The following is a 15,995-nucleotide window of genomic DNA, read 5'->3' as shown; positions in this document are numbered from 1 at the left end:
TCTATCTTTAGAAAGCCTACTTAGTTACTCATATAGTAGGTTAGGCACGTCCACCTATTATCCCTATTACAAAGTCTTATACTCCAACAAATGAATCTACGACCTGTAATCGTGGGTTGTCGCGGTAGCGCCTTCCAGCTTTTGCTTCATGCTCTCCGTTTAACAAAACATTATCTCCAGTAAATCCTATATTTAATTTTAACAAGCTTCCGCCAACACCATAAATATCAACGGGAACACCCGCTTCTTCATACTCTTTAATACGCTCGGCTGTAAACCCACCAGTAGCAATGATCTTCACATGATGATAGCCTTCTTTATCTAATGCTTCTCTTAATGCAAAGAGCAAAGTTGGATTAACTCCACGTGGATCAAAAGAACCCATTACATCTGGCTTGCGGCAAAAATACTGATCGACCATCGTACGAGATGTATCAACACGGACCCCTTTTAATTCGGAACCAAATTCCCTAGCTACTTTTAGTGCATCTGTGATGACATCATTGTTGTAATCTACAAGAGCCATTAAATCATCATCAGGATATGTCTCTTGATAAGCACGTGTCGCAGCAACGACATCTCCCTGAAACAATTGAATCAACGCGTGAGGCATCGTGCCCATCCCCTTTTTGCCCCACCATTCGTTCATCGCATGAGTAGCTTGAGCTTTTGATCCTCCAATAAACGCCGCATAGCCATCTCCAGCTTGTTGGGTAAAATGATCATCACGATCGCCCATGAAAATGATCGGTTTTTGGAAACCTGAATGACTGGCTGCTTGGGCAACATTGTACACATTTGTTGCAACCGACGTTCGTCTGGCAAAAATTCCATCAATGATTCCTTCTAGGTACCCAAAATCTTCATATCTTCCGGTTATCGTAAAAACCGTTTCAAAGGGTTTAATTTTATCCCCATCTTCTAATGACCTCAGTTCAAGATCGTTTGCATTTTTAGCAAAAGTGTTAATTAAAGCAATCACTTCATCTGTCCCACATAACACAGCATGGTCTCTTTGAAAAAACTGCATAGTAACCAGGTTATTGGGACGATACTTTTCCACAATTTCTCGTGTTTTTAAAAAATAAACGGCAGAGAACCATCCCTCTTGAACACGTTCATCAAATTTAAAAGTTTCGTTTGTTAAACGTTTTATTTCTCCATTCAATTTCCGTGTAATTTCTTTCATCGAGTTATACCCCTTGCTTTCGACCTTTCAACAGTAGAATAGGCAACGTTTTATCTTACTATCATATAGAACCTTTATCATTTAGACAAGGCAAAATCTAGTAAACGATCTCTACCCTTCTTTATGATACAGTAGTTCTTCAAGTCCGATCTCATCTACAAGAACATGTCGAGGCTTACTGCCCATTGCTTCAGATACAATGCCTCTTTCCTCCATCATATCAATGAGTCTAGCTGCACGGTTATACCCCACACGGAATCTTCTTTGTAAACTAGATGCAGATGCAGATCCTTGGTCAATGACAAAGTAACATGCTTCCTCAAAGTGTTCATCATCCGCTTCTCCATGTGCCACATGTTTTAATTGATCGATCTGCAATAAATACTCTGGTTCTCTTTGTTTTTTCACATGAGCAACAACATCTTCTATTTCTTGATCGGAAACAAAGGTACCTTGTACACGAACTGGTTTAGGAGAACCATTTTCATGAAACAGCATATCCCCTTTCCCTAACAAACGTTCTGCACCGCCCATATCTAGAATGGTTCTAGAATCCGTTTGAGAAGAAACAGAAAACGCTATTCTCGTTGGAATATTGGCTTTTATCAACCCAGTAATAACATCAACGGATGGACGTTGTGTTGCTAACAAGAGATGAATACCACAAGCACGTGCTTTTTGAGCGATACGACAGATTGAATCTTCTACCTCTTGTGGAGAGACCATCATAAGGTCAGCTAATTCATCAATAACAACTAAAATAAATGGAAGAGCTGGTTTCTCAGGTGATTCAGAGTAAATTTCATTATACCGACCTACATCACGAACACCTTGCTGACTGAATAATTCATATCTACGTTCCATTTCAAGTACTACCCACTTTAGAGCAGCTGTTGCTTGCTTGGCATCTGTAATCACTGGAGTAACCAAATGTGGCAATCCATTATAAGGAGCTAGTTCAACCATCTTCGGATCAATTAAAAGCAATTTTACTTCGTCTGGGGTCGCTTTAAACAACAAACTAATTAAAACCGAATTAATGCAAACACTTTTTCCTGAACCAGTTGCTCCTGCAACAAGTCCATGAGGCATTTTCTTTAAGTCTGTAACGATTGGTTGACCTGATATATCCAGACCTAATGCAACCGTTAAAGGCGATTCAGAACGAATAAAATCCTTTCTCCGTAAAATTTCACGTAAAAATACCGGTGTAGAATTTCGATTAGGTACTTCAATACCGATTGTATTTTTACCTGGAATGGGTGCTTCAATCCGAATATCTTTTGCAGCTAGTGCTAGCTTCATATCATCGGTTAACCCTGTAATTTTTGTTACCTTCACACCACGGCCTGGCTGGACCTCAAAGCGGGTAACAGACGGACCTTTTGTAACGTGAACCACCTTCGCATCAACATGAAAGCTTTGTAACGTTTCTTCTAATATATCTCCTTGTTCTTCAAGCCACTGAGACTCATCTTGTTCCTGTAACTCTGGATAATTTAACAGCTGAATACTCGGATAAGAGTAAAGAGGTGACTCTGGTTTAGGTAAGACTTCAACAGGCGCCTGTTTCTTCTTTGCCTTATCTTGCGGAAGCATCATTACATTAAAAGGAATCGATTTTTTCTGACTTGACTCGCTATTTCCCTCGCGTTTACTTGCTTCTGCTTGTTTACTAGATTCAATGTATTTCTCGTCTTGTTCTTGAGACCTTGTCTCCTCGCTTTTAATAACCTTTTGATTCATTTCTTCTTTAGGCAAAATTTCCTTCATAGGAGCAGGAGCAGCAGCTTCCACTGTTTCAGCATGAACTTCTTGAGAAGGTGTTGTATCGCTCTCTCTTTCTTCATCCTTTGTAAAATCATTGTCTATTGCTTTTAGATCAGGTACTGCTTGTTCTGGCAATTCTTCTTCCTCATATAACACTGGAGTATCTTCTTCAATCTCTACTTCTTTTAAATCCGTCACTACTTGCTTTGGTGGTTCTTCCTCCTCATATAACACTGGAGTAACTTCTTCCATCTCTACTTTTTTTAGATCAGTCACTGCTTGTTCTGGCAATTCTTCTTCCTCATATAACACGGGGTTATCTTCTTCAATCTCTACTTCTTTTAAATCTGTTACTGCTTGTTCTGGTAATTCTTCTTCCACATATAACACTAGGTTATCTTCTTCAATCTTCTCTTCTTTTACATCCGTCACTACTTGCTTTGGTGGTTCTTCTTCATATAACACTGGGTTATCTTCTTCAGTCTCTACTTCTTGATGCTCTGTCGTACTCTCTAGCTGTTCTAGCTTCATACCTAATTGTTCCGTGGCTTCTTCCACTTCTGCCTTTTCAAGAATATCACCAAACACACTTTCTTCTGTTGTTGCTCTTGCTAACGCTTCTTCTAGAACAGAAGGAACTCCATACGATTTCTTTTCTACTACAGCTGCTTGTATCTCTTCTATATGCTCTTTTATCTCAACAGTTGGTTTGTTCTTCATTACAGCTTCTTGTGTCTCAGTAGAAAGTGTTTCATTCATAAAACTAGCTTCTTCTACATGCTCTTTTGTCAACTCTTCTAGCGTATTCACAGCATGAACTGGCTCGTCTTGTTGCTTTTTTTTCTCAAATGGTAAGACAGATACGCTATCTCCTAATTTACTTTTTGCCGTCTCTCGTTCTTTGAATCCATAAATAGGAGAAGGAATCGCAGTAAGCTTAAATTCTGAGTTTGGATTCCATTTCCGCTCCGGCTCTTTTTCCTGTTTTGTTGCTGTAACAGGGCGATTTGGTTGCCGTTTCTCCGTAGTTTCTGGAACTCTTTTGTTCTTCTCTCTTCTTTTTTTAGGCTCGTCGTCGATAACGGGAAAGCGGAAGTTGCCTTGCTTTGGATATTGGTAAACGACCTTTGATTCACTTTTTCTGCTCTCTATCGGAAACGATTCATATGTATTTCTTATCCTTTTCTCTCCTGTTTGCGTATCCACTTTCTTTTCCTCTTCAGTTTCCCCATTAATCAATTGTTGGAGTCTCCTCATCCAGCGATGCAATGTTCGCATTGTGACCACTCTCTTTCTTAACTCAATTCTTTTTAACGCATGATGGAAAAAAGGTTGACTCAACCACATAAGCTTTGGTTTGAGACAACCTAATCTTCACGTTCATTTGAACACAGCACCAATTTCAGAGATGAATCGTTTTACATACATTAGTTTAAAGCATGTACGTATGAAGCTTCTCTTCGTCTTGTTCCTATCCGTTCCATTGTATCATAATAAGAGTATTTGTCACCGGAATCTCCCATTCTATTTCGGTTTTCTTTGCGCCAAAATGAAAGTTGGTTCTAATTCCCCATTTTCGTATAGGAAAGGAAGCGCAGTTACAGGAACTCTTCCTTCTCCAAAAAATTGCAAGGCCAACTGTGCTAGCACATCATATCCACGTTCATTGACAATATCAGCAAAAATCAGAACATCTTGGTGAGGTACCGCAACAGCTAATTGACCTGTTGCCTGTTTTTCCATTTTTTCTAACAACGATTGATCCAATATGCGACTAGCATCAAATCCATCTTTTGCACGTAAGAAAAAGAAACGATTGCCTGCTACAGTATCTTCTTTTAATGGTTGTGGCAATGAACGAACGTTAAACATCGCAACTTCTCTTATTTTCGCTTTCGAAAATGATGTTCCTTCTAACATACTCTCTAGAATTAACGTATACGATTCTCCTTGATCAACGACATAATAAACTCTCGTCTCAGCCGTATGTTCATCATATAAAAGTGCTTCTCCCTCCTTGGATTTTGTCGGAAATGAAGTAGATCTAATAACTGGGAAGATTCGCTTTTCATTTCCTGTTAAACTAGGCTTGTTTTTCATTGCTTCAAGCCCCACTTCTACATAACGAACTACTTCATCAATAGATCCAAACTCTTTTCTTTCCCATTTAGCCAGCAAAGGCTTTAATGATAAAGTTACTCCTTTTTTTATCTCAACATCCTCAATTCGTAACGTCGACTCTTTATGATCATAGATAATGGTCCAACCATCTCTTGTTAACCTTTGCTCAATCTCTTTTCGAAATTGTCTCATTTCCATTCATAATCCTCTCCTTCTATCTCCTTTATTTTAGCAGAAAGAAAAAGGCGAACCAAATTCCTGAACTAATAAAAGTATCTCCTAATAGGAAAGTACGACTTTTTTTAGCTTTCAGCTGTGCGATGGCTTCGCTCATCGCATCGAAAAAATACCCAAAAGGTAAAAAGCGACCTTTTGTAGCCTTTATCTGTGCGAACATGTTGCGATGGCTTCACTCGCCGTGCGCCTTAAGGAGAAGTTCACTCCTTCAGGCTTAAGACATTACGGCGGCTTCGCTCATCGCATCGAAAAAATACCCAAAAGGTAAAAAGCGACCTTTTGGGTATTTTTTCTTAAATATGTGATTCTGCTTTTGTTAGGAATTCTTCTATTTCTTCTTGTGATTTGCGATCTTTGCTTACGAATCTTTCTACTTCTTTGCCATCTACGTATGCTAGGAAACTTGGTATTCCAAAGATAGTTAATTCACCACATAGATCAATGAATTGATCTCGATCTACATAGTAAAATGAAAAGCTTGGAAAGTCAGCTTCAATTCTTGGTAGTACCGGTTCAATTACACGGCAGTCTGGGCACCAGTCAGCTGAAAACATAAAAATAGCTGATTCTTTACTAGCGATTTCTTTAAATTGTTCGACACTTTGTAGTTTCTCCATACTTACACTCCTCTTGTTATTGATCGATTTTCATATCTCCTAAACGAATGGTTCCTTTTTTTCTCATCCATTCGGCTATGAGTAAACTAATTATAGCAGGTCCAATAAAATACAGTAACACTACACCTAATAGTACATTCATCGAAAAGCCCATATGAGTAAATGTCATTATTGGTCCGACCAGACCACTTGTCCCCATTCCTGCACCTGCTGGATTATTAGTCATTCCAAATCCTACTGTTGCTATTGGGGCCAAAATCGCTCCCGCTACAGTTGGCGGAATTAAAATAAATGGATTTTTTACGATATTCGGCACTTGTAACATCGATGTTCCTATCCCTAATGAAACTAGACCAGACCATCCATTTTCACGATAACTACTTACAGCAAATCCAACCATTTGCGCTGCACATCCTACTGTTGCAGCTCCGGCTGCGATCCCTTCTAATTCTAGCATAATCGCTAAAGCTGCACTTGAAATCGGAGCGGTTAAAGCTAGTCCCATTAATGTAGCAACTATAATCCCCATTAAAATAGGTTGTTGTTCTGTTCCCCACATGATGAGGGCACCAAATTGCTGCAGTCCAGCTTGAATCCAAGGACCAATTAAAGAAGCAGATAAATAACCCGATAAAATGGTAACAAGCGGTGTAACAATAATTTCTAATTTGGTTTCTCCTGAAACTAGCTTCCCGAGTTCTGTTGAAATAACAGCCGCTACAAAAGCACCAGCTGGTCCACCTAACTGAGCTCCGGCTGCTCCACTTACGATCGTTGCAAAAACCACTAGTTTAGGAGCCTTTAACCCGTAGGCTACAGCAACGCCTATTGCTGGCCCCATTAGCCCCATTGCCAGTGATCCAACATCTTGTAACCACAAGCCTGTCGTCTCTAATCCCGTATGCAGAGCAAGTTGTTCCCCGGCTGTTCGAACGATTAAACCAATAATAAGAGAAGCAAACAGTCCTAATGCCATGTGGCTTAGTGCTGTAACGAAATACGTACGCCAGGAAAGGTCTATTCCCTTTTTCTTAAGAAAAGTAGTCACTACGAAATTCCTCCTGCACCTTATAAGTTGATTATTTAGCTTCGTATGATTGAACGATGGCTGTCATCGCTTCTATACTAACTTCTAACTCCCTGTATGTAGTCAGTGTTGAGATCTTTGCACCACCAACTGTAACGATAACAAACAATTGGTCTTCATCCTCTTCCGTAACAATTATGTAAGCCAATTGATCTTCGCTTTCCCTAAGATCATAAAGAAGTGCGCCTCCTGCAGTTGGCAAATCACGTTCTAAGTGTACATTGCTTGTTCTCGGTTCTGTCGGCTGATGAAATAATACAAATAATTGCTCACCACTCTGAATTAATGCATTGTATTCTATATCTTCCATCACTTCAAAGCCTCTAGGTAAATAAAGCTCAGACATGGATAATTCTGTATTAGGTTCAATCTCTTCTTCTAAGTTGTTAAGAAATGCTAACTGGCCTAACTCTAACGCCTCTTCTTCTGTGACTTGGCAACCAACTAAGAAGACTAGGAAAGAGATGAGTACGCTAACTTGCCAAACTTTCTTATTCAATTGTTACACTCCTTTTTTCTTATCTTACACAATTCTACCTAATAATACCCGTACAGACACAACCTGACAAGACAACTTTCTCTTATTACGTTACAATTAACACAAATCTAGAACAAAGGAGAGACTGATATGAAGCTAACGGTGTACTTAGCTGGAGAAATTCATAATCCTTGGCGTGAGGTGATACGAGAACAAGCTCGCGTTCGCAACCTCCCTCTTACCTTCACGGGTCCGATGGAAGACCATGACCGCTCCGATCAAATCGGAGAAGAAATTTTAGGAAAGCAACCAACAAAAATTCTAAGGGATGAAGCAGCTTCTAGCATCAATAATTTACGTACACAAATTCTGCTATCAAAATCTGATGTGGTCATTGCTTATTTCGGAGAACAATATAAACAGTGGAATTCTGCGATGGATGCGGCAACAGCTATAACGTTACAGAAGCCTGTCATTCTTATTCGCGATCCAAAATTACATCATCCTTTAAAAGAGTTAGCTAATAAAGCTCAGCTAGTCGTTGAAACGCCAGAACAAGCGCTTCAAGCATTAACCTATATTTTTGAATAATAATAGGTGCCCTACTTGTCTCAGACCAAGTAGGGCACCTTCGAATTCAATTGTAGAGAGTTCCTCTTATTTTGTACCTTCTGCTAATTTAAACATTCCAATAGCCATGGCAATACTTATTACATAAATAGCTCCTGTGAAAACAAGGACAACTGACAAAAGACTTCCCGGCATGACTGCCCCCCCCTTCTTACTACAATAATCATTACTCCCACTTTTATTGTAATAAGAAAGTAATAAGGCAGACGAAATGATTTGTGTCAATTATTTTACATTTTATGGAAATTACTAAGGTAATCACTATGCTAAACTAACAAACAAATCTCTAATGACTAAACGGTTCGAGTGAAGAAATATATTGCCCATATAACAACCTAACGAGGTGAGCAAAGAGTTCTTTTCTACTTACCCATCCCCCTGTGTAAATTCCAATCGCTCCTTCCTTTTTTCTAATATCTAAATTTCCCGTTACATCTGCCATCACTACACCTAACTCTTCGCCTTGTCGTAGCCTATCTGCCACATAACTTGGTAATGGGAATTTAGCCCCACTTGCAAGCCATTCTCCTCCATCCTTATGAAGAAGTACACCCCAATTACAGAGTAGTAGCCCCGTTTCCGATTCCTGAACTCCTCCTTCTAATCCAAATGACAAATCAGCGTCTGTAATAGCAAGTGCTTTTTTTGCACGATTTTTGGCACCTTCTAATGTTTCCATATCTGAAAATGGTTGAGGAGAGACCCCAGATTCAACACTTACGCTAACAAAAGAATGTCCTTCTCTTATAAGTGTATCTTGAACTGCATGTACTTTAGCTGGATTTTTCGTTCCGATTGCAACTCTCATATTTGATCGACCTCTTTTCTAATCTCAACAAAAACAAGGCTGACCTACAAGGAATTACCCTAGTTGCCAACCTCATTTGTTGTTTTTCAATTTAAACGCCTTCTGTAATGGATTTTAACGTACTAGTATCTGTTGACTTAACAAGTTTCACGATTAATTCTTTTGCTGCAGCATAATCGTCAATGTGAACAATCGAAGCAGCTGTATGGATATATCTAGAACAAATACCTACCACCGCAGATGGAACCCCATCTCCTGACATATGAACTCGGCCTGCATCGGTTCCACCTTGAGAAATGAAATACTGATAAGGAATATCGTTTGATTCGGCAGTATCTAAAACAAATTCGCGCATTCCGCGATGCGTGATCATTGAGCGATCATAAATTCGGAGCAAAGCTCCTTTCCCAAGTTGACCGAAGGCATCTTTTCCTCCAGTTGCGTCATTGGCTGGACTCGCATCTAACGCAAAGAAGATATCAGGTTTAATCATGTTAGCCGCTGTCTGAGCCCCTCTTAGTCCTACTTCTTCTTGTACCGTTGCACCGGAATATAAAAGGTTTGGAATCTCTTCATGTTGCAGTTCTTTTAATAACTCAATTGATAGTCCTACACCATAGCGATTATCCCAAGCTTTGGCCAATATTTTTTTCTTGTTTGCCATTGGTGTAAATGGACAAATAGGAACAATTTGTTGACCAGGTTTGACGCCGATGCTTTCTGCATCTGCTTTGTCATCTGCACCTATATCGATATACATTTGTTTTATATCCATTGGTTTCTTTCTTTGAGCTTCTTCTAATAAATGTGGAGGGGTTGATCCAATCACACCAACAACCGGACCATTGTCTGTCATAATTTGTACGCGCTGAGCTAGAAGAACTTGGCTCCACCAGCCTCCTAACGTTTGAAAACGAATCAGACCATTTTTGCTAATAGACGTGACCATAAACCCAACTTCGTCCATATGACCAGCAACCATAACCTTTGGTCCATTTTCTAATCCACGTTTTACACCAAAAATACTACCTAAGCGATCTTGGATAATCTCTTCTGTATATTTTTCCATTTCAGAACGTACAAACTTACGTACATCATGCTCAAATCCTGGAGCCCCTTGAAGCTCTGTAAGTGTTTTAAATAATTGCATCGTATCTTGGTTCACGAGATCAAACTCCTTTCGATTCCCGAATAATATGTATCACTCTTTATTTTAGCTGAAAGCTTTTTTAAATTCCACTTCAACATCATACATGAACGTTTTAACATATAGATTGAAACCGTTTCTCTATTTTGGATATACTAAATAGGTGAGAACAAACAAGCGCGAAAGGATGATAACGATGATGAAACGTTTCTTTGCTGGATTAGGAATAGGCTTAGCAGCTGGATATATACTCGGTCCTACATTAAAAAATGATAAAATCTCTCCTGAGAAAGCATTAAAAGAAGTGAAAAAAGCCGTTTCAAAAAAATATGCGATTTCTGGTTCATGGATCCATATGATTCCCGAAGAATTGGAACGCAATAATATTTCGTACACGGTATATCGCGGCGGATTATCCACAACAACGGAGGAAGGAACAACGCAATATGAGTTTTTAGTCGACACAAAATCAGGTACTTTATTAGATTTACAATCCTCATAATGTTTAGATATTCCTTTTTAAAGAATTACCTACCCACTTTCTTCAAATATCAATTTGCTTTTTGGGGGGCTGCTCATGACGAGAAGCCCTTTTATTGATATTTCTCTCTCTTAATAACTTCTACCACTTGCCCTTGTGAATTCCACTTTATCGCTCGGAATTTATAGTCATGATAAAATAAAAAGAAAGCCTCTCTTTCTTTTGCGAATGCTTGCCAAGCCTCTTTCTCATGGATCGACGTTACGGGATAATCATCATAAGCTAATACCCAGAGTACATTGGAATGAGCATGTGTTGGCATAATATCCGCTAAATGAATAAACGTATCTTCTTCATGCTCAACGATAACGATGCTGTGTCCTTCACTATGACCTCCTGTATGGATGAGTCGAATTCCTGGTATCACTTCGAATTCCTTCTGAAATGTTTTCACTTGATTTTGAATCGGTTTCCAATTTCTTTCCCAGTATGTATTCCTAGATCGAATATTGGGCTGTCTCATTTCATTCCACTCGATTTCAGACGTGACAATGACAGCATTTTCAAAAACGGATACATCTTGCCCTCGTTCCTCTTTCACTAACCCTGTCGCGTGATCAAAATGTAGATGAGTCATTAAAATAAAGTCAATATCGGCACATGTTAAATTTAATTGAGAAAGACATTGTTCAATGGATGACTCTTCAAGTACGCCAAAGTTTCTCTTTTCTTTATCACTTAAGCGATCGTTCCCTATACCTGCATCAACTAAAATACGATATCCATCTTTTTCAATAAGAAATGGGTCTGTCCTGAGTTCAATTTGATTCTTTTCATTATGTGGGTATGCTTTGCTCCATAACGGTTTTGGAACAACACCAAACATGGCCCCCCCATCCATATGAGTAACTCCGCCATTTAGCCATGTGATTGTTAGTCCATTTCGTACCATTTGTTCCATCTTTGTCTTCCCCTTTCATTCACCTGTTTTGCCGTATTTACTTCGATAAGTATGAGAGGATTTCCTGTGCTAGCTTTTTATAAAGAAAAAGGGATGTCCAAAACGGTCTACCATTCCCCTTTTGAGACATCCCTAAAATAATATTAGTCTTACTTTCTCTTACTTATGCCCTAAACTTCGCCTCACAACGGTAAATACGCATCCCTTTTCTTGAAAACTTTTGCTCATATTCAGTCATGACGTTTCCTTCCATTCCACTACGATGCAAATCCAAACTAACGTGATGCAATGTCATGCCATATCCAGAAAAACTTTCTAATGAATACTCAAACAACCCTTGGTTATCTGTCTTAAAGTGAATCTCGCCATTTTTCACAAGTATTTGTTTATACATATCTAAGAAGCCCTTGTAAGTAAGACGACGTTTTTCATGACGGTTTTTTGGCCACGGGTCTGTAAAATTGATGAAGATTCTCTCTATTTCTGCCTTTTCAAAAAAAGTAAGAATGTCCTCTACATCTTCATTAAGAAATTTCAAATTGGGCCTTTCCTCTTCTTTTGCTTGTTCTAATGCTCGGACCAAGACGCTATCATATTTCTCAATCCCAATAAAATTAACGTTAGGATGCAACTTACTCATTCCAATTAGAAATTGACCTTTGCCCGTACCAACTTCCACATGGATCGGATTGTCGTTACCAAATACCGCTTTCCAGTTTCCTTTATTCTCACTTGGGTTAGGAATGATGATGGAAGGATGTTGTTGTAAACTTTCCTTTGCACCAGGTATATTACGTAAACGCAAAATAATCACCTCAATATTTAATGATGTTTCCAGATAACTTGTTTTTAAAGGTCACAAATACTAAATGGGTTTCATCTATTTTTGAATAGCTTTTACTTGAATCGTACAAATTAATGCATAATGAAACTAACTAAAAGGGGTGTCATGGATGCCAATTACAAACCACGATAAATTACAGCTTTTAAAAGACTTATTGGAAAACCAAGCTGCAGAACATTACATGTCTACAGACGAGGCAGCGCAAATTGAGCGCTTGGTATCTTCACTAAGTGATGACGCATCACTTCAACCAACTGTTTTAGAGACATTAGGTCACATTCAACAAAAGCACCAGTTAAATCATGAACCGTTTGAACAGAATGATGTCGAACAATGGTTAAATGTCTTATCCATCGAATAATTCGACAGCATCTATTTTTATTCCTCAGGAAATATCTACATGAAATGAGGAAATTCAATACGAATCAAACAAACCAAAAGACTCACCATAATGGAAGAACGGTGAGTCTTCTAGTCTTGAAGAAGGCTTTTAATATAATCTTTTAATTGTTCAGCTTGCTCAAACTGACCACGACCAAAATGCCACAACAAAACTGAAATCGATTGAGAGACTACATACCAATGCATTCTATTCCGTAACGAATCTTCTAGCATAACGCCATACTGACTTAACCAATATTGCCATTCATGTTCAGGAATATAAGAATAAAGCAAAAGTCCTAAATCAAGTGCTGGATCAGACACGGTTGCCCCATCCCAGTCAATTAAATAAAGGTGTTCGTCCTCATCTAGCATCCAATTATTATGGTTAATATCACAGTGGCAAACAACAAAGTGTTCATGAAGAACAGACTCAAGCTTTCTCAATAAGTACTCCATACCTTGTTCTATCGTCTCATCTTCTATTTGAAATGCTTGCAACTGCCTTCTTAAATTTTCGACAATCACATAAGGTGTTAACGGTTCATTGCCAATTCGCTTAAACATGTCCAGCAATTCACTTGATCCATGAATTTTCGCCAGAAGTGTAGCAACTCGACTTTCTTTCATTTCATACGCTTTCAACTCACGACCTTGCACCCATCTCTGTGCCGTTACGACATCTCCATTTTCTAGGCGCCTAGTCCAGAGTAATTTCGGAACAATTCCTTCTGCTGAAAGGACAGCCAGAAAAGGTGACGAATTCCTTTTCAAGAAAACAGTCTGTTCACCTTGCTGGGCTATATATGCTTCACCTGTTGCACCACCAGCTGGTTGAACTTTCCAGCCATCTCCTAAAAATTGTTCCACCCAATTCACCCTCAATTTCATAAACTATCCATCATATATTATTATATCGTATTTCATCACTTTTACCTATTTCAAATTTCACCCTTGGAGAAATTGTTTAAAAGAAACGATATATTCATTTTTAATTGTATATGATCTTCTCTAGTCTATTTTGTCTTATAATTTACACAAACCCATGTAGACAAGGGAGACACGTTTACACAGTCTTCCCCTATTTTGCTTAATGGTATCAGAGAAGCTGCATGATCGTCAACGACTACGTACCAATCTGTATTTTTCGGGAGTGGAATCCGCTTTTTATACAGGCTTGCATTATGAATCACGATGATATCGTCCCAACGATCTAATTCTCCTAAGTTTCGCAAATGATAAGCAATACAATCAGACTCCACTAACATCAAATGAAAATGTTCTTTTATAGCTTTATATGTTTCCATTCTAAAAGCAGGATGTGCACGTCTAATTTTAATAAGACCTCGAATATAATTAACTGTTTTTTCAAAGTACGCTCGTTGATTCCAATCAAATTGATTCACCCAGTCTGGTTGATTGTAACTATTTTCACACCCATATTTCGTTCGGAACCATTCTTGGCCAGCATGAAGAAATGGTATTCCTTGTGAGAGCATAACAATGGACGTTGCTAACCGGTGTCTTTTTTGCAAAAGCTCTGTTTCTTCATGAGGATGAATTTCCTTTAACTTATCCCAAAGTGTATGATTATCATGGGCCTCTACATAGTTAATCGCTTGTTTAGGGCTAGAAAATAGCTCCATACTACCTCTTACTCCACTTACAATCTCATCAATTGAGAAATCATTTCCACTAACGAATCCTGGTTGTATTGATTCAAATGTACTCCCCTTTATCCCATCACGAAATCGATCTTGAAAAAAAGCAATCTGAGGCAATTCTCTTGCCTGATCGGTAATCGCTCGTAATTCCGGTGGATAAGAAGTAGGAAGGTCCCATCCTTCACCAAGGATAAAAATATCCTTAGTAGCTTTTTTCGTTTCTTTTGCTACTTGTTTCATCGTCTCTGTATCCAAGATTCCCATTAAATCAAAACGAAACCCATCAACATGAAATTCTTCTATCCAATAAGAAATGGCATCGACAATCATTTTCCTTGCCATGTTTCTTTCTGCTGCAAAATCATTTCCAACTCCTGTGCCATTACTCATTTCATTTTCATCAGTATGACGAAAAAAATAACCTGGAACTATTTGCTCTAACGGGGAATCTTCCCATATATATAAATGATTAAACACAACATCCATAATAACTCTAATCTGTTTTTTATGAAGGCTGGCAATAAGTAACTTTAATTCACGATTACGAGAATAACCGTCGTACGGGTCCGTTGCGTAACTGCCTTCTGGTACAAAGAAATGAGTGGTATCATATCCCCAATTGTAATGGTTAGGATCTTGCCTATTGCTCTCATCAATACTCCCAAATTCCTGAACCGGCAACAATTCTACATGAGTTATCCCCATTCTCTCTAAATAATCAATTCCAGTAATAAGGTGATGGGGATCCATCGTTCCTTCTTCTGTCATTCCTACAAATTGCCCCTTATGCTTAATGCCATTATTTCGTCCAATTGTAAAATCTCTAATATGTAGTTCATAAATAATCATATCATTCGGCGATGATAATGGCTCTAGTTTCGGCCATTGAGCAAGTTGTGTCTTTGCATGGTCCCCTATCATTGCTTTTTGGCCATTAATGGATAAGAATTTCGCATATGGATCTATCACTTTACGCCAACTTTGGTTCACATACACTTCAAATAAATACCAAATGCTTTCATAATCACCATCTAACTCCGCTCGCCAAACACCTTTTCCATCTCGAGAACAAGTGTACCTTTCCCCTGTTTCGTCATGCCACTTTTTATATAATAAGATATTGACCTTTGTTGCAATCGGAGCCCAGACAGCGACTTTCGTCTGTTCTTTCGTATAGGTCACTCCTAGATCGTTACCACTATAATAAAAAAAATCATCAAATTCATCTGTCCTAACAACATCTCTCACTTCAACGTAACAAGTATCGCTATCACAAACAACGATGTTAGTTTGGTCAAAATCATACGGCTTTGAAAGAAGCAAATCTATTGTATGATCAGCTACTTCTATAATTGTAAGAGGCCATTCTCCTCCTTCATTAGCTATTTTCCAATTTTTCGCATCTCCTGATTGTGAAGGTTCTAGTGTAACCCTGATCGTGTCCATTGTTAAAAGAATGGCTGATTTGATTTGATGATTGACAAATGACTCCTTCTTTTGCTTCAATGATGAAAGCCCCCTTTTCTATGTAGAAAGTGTCGTTGAGTGGAGTTTTAAATATACGACTATTATATAACGTT

At 38.6% G+C, this 15,995-nt stretch carries 15 protein-coding genes; 3 read left to right on the top strand and 12 right to left on the bottom strand.

Features of this window, described 5'->3' with window-relative positions; all coding sequences use genetic code 11:
* Nucleotides 1-76: 76 nt before the first annotated feature.
* The 6 genes from N0O92_RS03870 to N0O92_RS03845 form a co-directional block, all read right to left on the bottom strand.
* Nucleotides 77-1,189, bottom strand: coding sequence for a nicotinate phosphoribosyltransferase (locus N0O92_RS03870; RefSeq protein WP_315613305.1), 1,113 nt, complete (start codon nt 1,187-1,189; stop codon nt 77-79).
* Nucleotides 1,190-1,300: 111 nt separating this feature from the next.
* Nucleotides 1,301-4,198 (bottom strand): DNA translocase FtsK, encoded by a 2,898-nt coding sequence (locus N0O92_RS03865; protein WP_315613304.1) that lies wholly within the window; start codon nt 4,196-4,198, stop codon nt 1,301-1,303.
* 285 nt (nt 4,199-4,483) lie between these two features.
* Entirely contained in the window at nt 4,484-5,278 is a 795-nt protein-coding gene (locus N0O92_RS03860) for a DUF1444 domain-containing protein (protein ID WP_315613303.1), read from the bottom strand.
* Between the two features lie 332 nt (nt 5,279-5,610).
* Nucleotides 5,611-5,934 (bottom strand): thioredoxin family protein, encoded by a 324-nt coding sequence (locus N0O92_RS03855; RefSeq protein ID WP_315613302.1) that lies wholly within the window; start codon nt 5,932-5,934, stop codon nt 5,611-5,613.
* Nucleotides 5,935-5,950: 16 nt separating this feature from the next.
* Complete coding sequence (locus tag N0O92_RS03850; RefSeq protein ID WP_315613301.1) at nt 5,951-6,982, bottom strand: PTS sugar transporter subunit IIC; 1,032 nt, start codon at nt 6,980-6,982, stop codon at nt 5,951-5,953.
* Nucleotides 6,983-7,013: 31 nt separating this feature from the next.
* Nucleotides 7,014-7,520: a hypothetical protein gene (locus N0O92_RS03845; protein WP_315613300.1), complete on the bottom strand. Its 507-nt coding sequence runs from the start codon at nt 7,518-7,520 to the stop codon at nt 7,014-7,016.
* Between the two features lie 129 nt (nt 7,521-7,649).
* On the opposite strand from N0O92_RS03845, the gene N0O92_RS03840 reads away from it, so the two are divergent.
* A complete protein-coding gene (locus N0O92_RS03840) occupies nt 7,650-8,090 on the top strand; it encodes a YtoQ family protein (protein WP_315613299.1) in 441 nt (146 codons plus the stop codon).
* 325 nt (nt 8,091-8,415) lie between these two features.
* Here the strand turns inward: N0O92_RS03840 and N0O92_RS03835 are convergent, their stop codons facing one another.
* Both N0O92_RS03835 and N0O92_RS03830 read right to left on the bottom strand, forming a co-directional pair.
* Nucleotides 8,416-8,937 carry a DUF84 family protein gene (locus N0O92_RS03835; RefSeq protein WP_315613298.1) on the bottom strand — a complete coding sequence of 174 codons (522 nt, stop codon included), beginning with the start codon at nt 8,935-8,937 and terminating at the stop codon, nt 8,416-8,418.
* 91 nt (nt 8,938-9,028) lie between these two features.
* Nucleotides 9,029-10,102 (bottom strand): M42 family metallopeptidase, encoded by a 1,074-nt coding sequence (locus N0O92_RS03830; protein ID WP_315613297.1) that lies wholly within the window; start codon nt 10,100-10,102, stop codon nt 9,029-9,031.
* 178 nt (nt 10,103-10,280) lie between these two features.
* Here N0O92_RS03830 and N0O92_RS03825 point away from each other — a divergent pair, with 178 nt between their 5' ends.
* Nucleotides 10,281-10,586 carry a PepSY domain-containing protein gene (locus N0O92_RS03825; RefSeq protein ID WP_315613296.1) on the top strand — a complete coding sequence of 102 codons (306 nt, stop codon included), beginning with the start codon at nt 10,281-10,283 and terminating at the stop codon, nt 10,584-10,586.
* 91 nt (nt 10,587-10,677) lie between these two features.
* Here the strand turns inward: N0O92_RS03825 and N0O92_RS03820 are convergent, their stop codons facing one another.
* Both N0O92_RS03820 and trmB read right to left on the bottom strand, forming a co-directional pair.
* Nucleotides 10,678-11,526: a YtnP family quorum-quenching lactonase gene (locus N0O92_RS03820; protein ID WP_315613295.1), complete on the bottom strand. Its 849-nt coding sequence runs from the start codon at nt 11,524-11,526 to the stop codon at nt 10,678-10,680.
* A 163-nt stretch (nt 11,527-11,689) separates the two neighbouring features.
* On the bottom strand, nt 11,690-12,331 hold the full coding sequence (gene trmB, locus N0O92_RS03815; RefSeq protein ID WP_315613294.1) for a tRNA (guanosine(46)-N7)-methyltransferase TrmB: 642 nt from the start codon (nt 12,329-12,331) through the stop codon (nt 11,690-11,692).
* 148 nt (nt 12,332-12,479) lie between these two features.
* Between trmB and N0O92_RS03810 the strand changes: the two genes are divergently transcribed.
* On the top strand, nt 12,480-12,731 hold the full coding sequence (locus N0O92_RS03810; protein ID WP_315613293.1) for a YtzH-like family protein: 252 nt from the start codon (nt 12,480-12,482) through the stop codon (nt 12,729-12,731).
* A gap of 110 nt (nt 12,732-12,841) precedes the next feature.
* Here the strand turns inward: N0O92_RS03810 and N0O92_RS03805 are convergent, their stop codons facing one another.
* Together N0O92_RS03805 and pulA are read right to left on the bottom strand one after the other, a co-directional pair.
* Nucleotides 12,842-13,636 carry a phosphotransferase family protein gene (locus tag N0O92_RS03805; RefSeq protein ID WP_315613618.1) on the bottom strand — a complete coding sequence of 265 codons (795 nt, stop codon included), beginning with the start codon at nt 13,634-13,636 and terminating at the stop codon, nt 12,842-12,844.
* 131 nt (nt 13,637-13,767) lie between these two features.
* Nucleotides 13,768-15,921 carry a type I pullulanase gene (gene pulA, locus N0O92_RS03800; protein WP_315613292.1) on the bottom strand — a complete coding sequence of 718 codons (2,154 nt, stop codon included), beginning with the start codon at nt 15,919-15,921 and terminating at the stop codon, nt 13,768-13,770.
* Nucleotides 15,922-15,995: the final 74 nt, after the last annotated feature.

Origin of the sequence: Alkalihalobacillus sp. MEB130 (genome assembly GCF_032335535.1) — a bacterium.
Taxonomy (GTDB): Bacteria; Bacillota; Bacilli; order Bacillales; family Bacillaceae_D; genus Halalkalibacter.
This window is presented reverse-complemented; position numbering and strand designations above follow the sequence as displayed.

Coding starts and splice junctions, on each gene's coding strand:
- N0O92_RS03870 (WP_315613305.1), bottom strand. CDS start 1,189: ATGAAAGAAATTACACGGAAATTGAATGGAGAAATAAAACGTTTAACA.
- N0O92_RS03860 (WP_315613303.1), bottom strand. CDS start 5,278: ATGGAAATGAGACAATTTCGAAAAGAGATTGAGCAAAGGTTAACAAGA.
- N0O92_RS03855 (WP_315613302.1), bottom strand. CDS start 5,934: ATGGAGAAACTACAAAGTGTCGAACAATTTAAAGAAATCGCTAGTAAA.
- N0O92_RS03840 (WP_315613299.1), top strand. CDS start 7,650: ATGAAGCTAACGGTGTACTTAGCTGGAGAAATTCATAATCCTTGGCGT.
- N0O92_RS03835 (WP_315613298.1), bottom strand. CDS start 8,937: ATGAGAGTTGCAATCGGAACGAAAAATCCAGCTAAAGTACATGCAGTT.
- N0O92_RS03825 (WP_315613296.1), top strand. CDS start 10,281: ATGATGAAACGTTTCTTTGCTGGATTAGGAATAGGCTTAGCAGCTGGA.
- N0O92_RS03820 (WP_315613295.1), bottom strand. CDS start 11,526: ATGGAACAAATGGTACGAAATGGACTAACAATCACATGGCTAAATGGC.
- N0O92_RS03810 (WP_315613293.1), top strand. CDS start 12,480: ATGCCAATTACAAACCACGATAAATTACAGCTTTTAAAAGACTTATTG.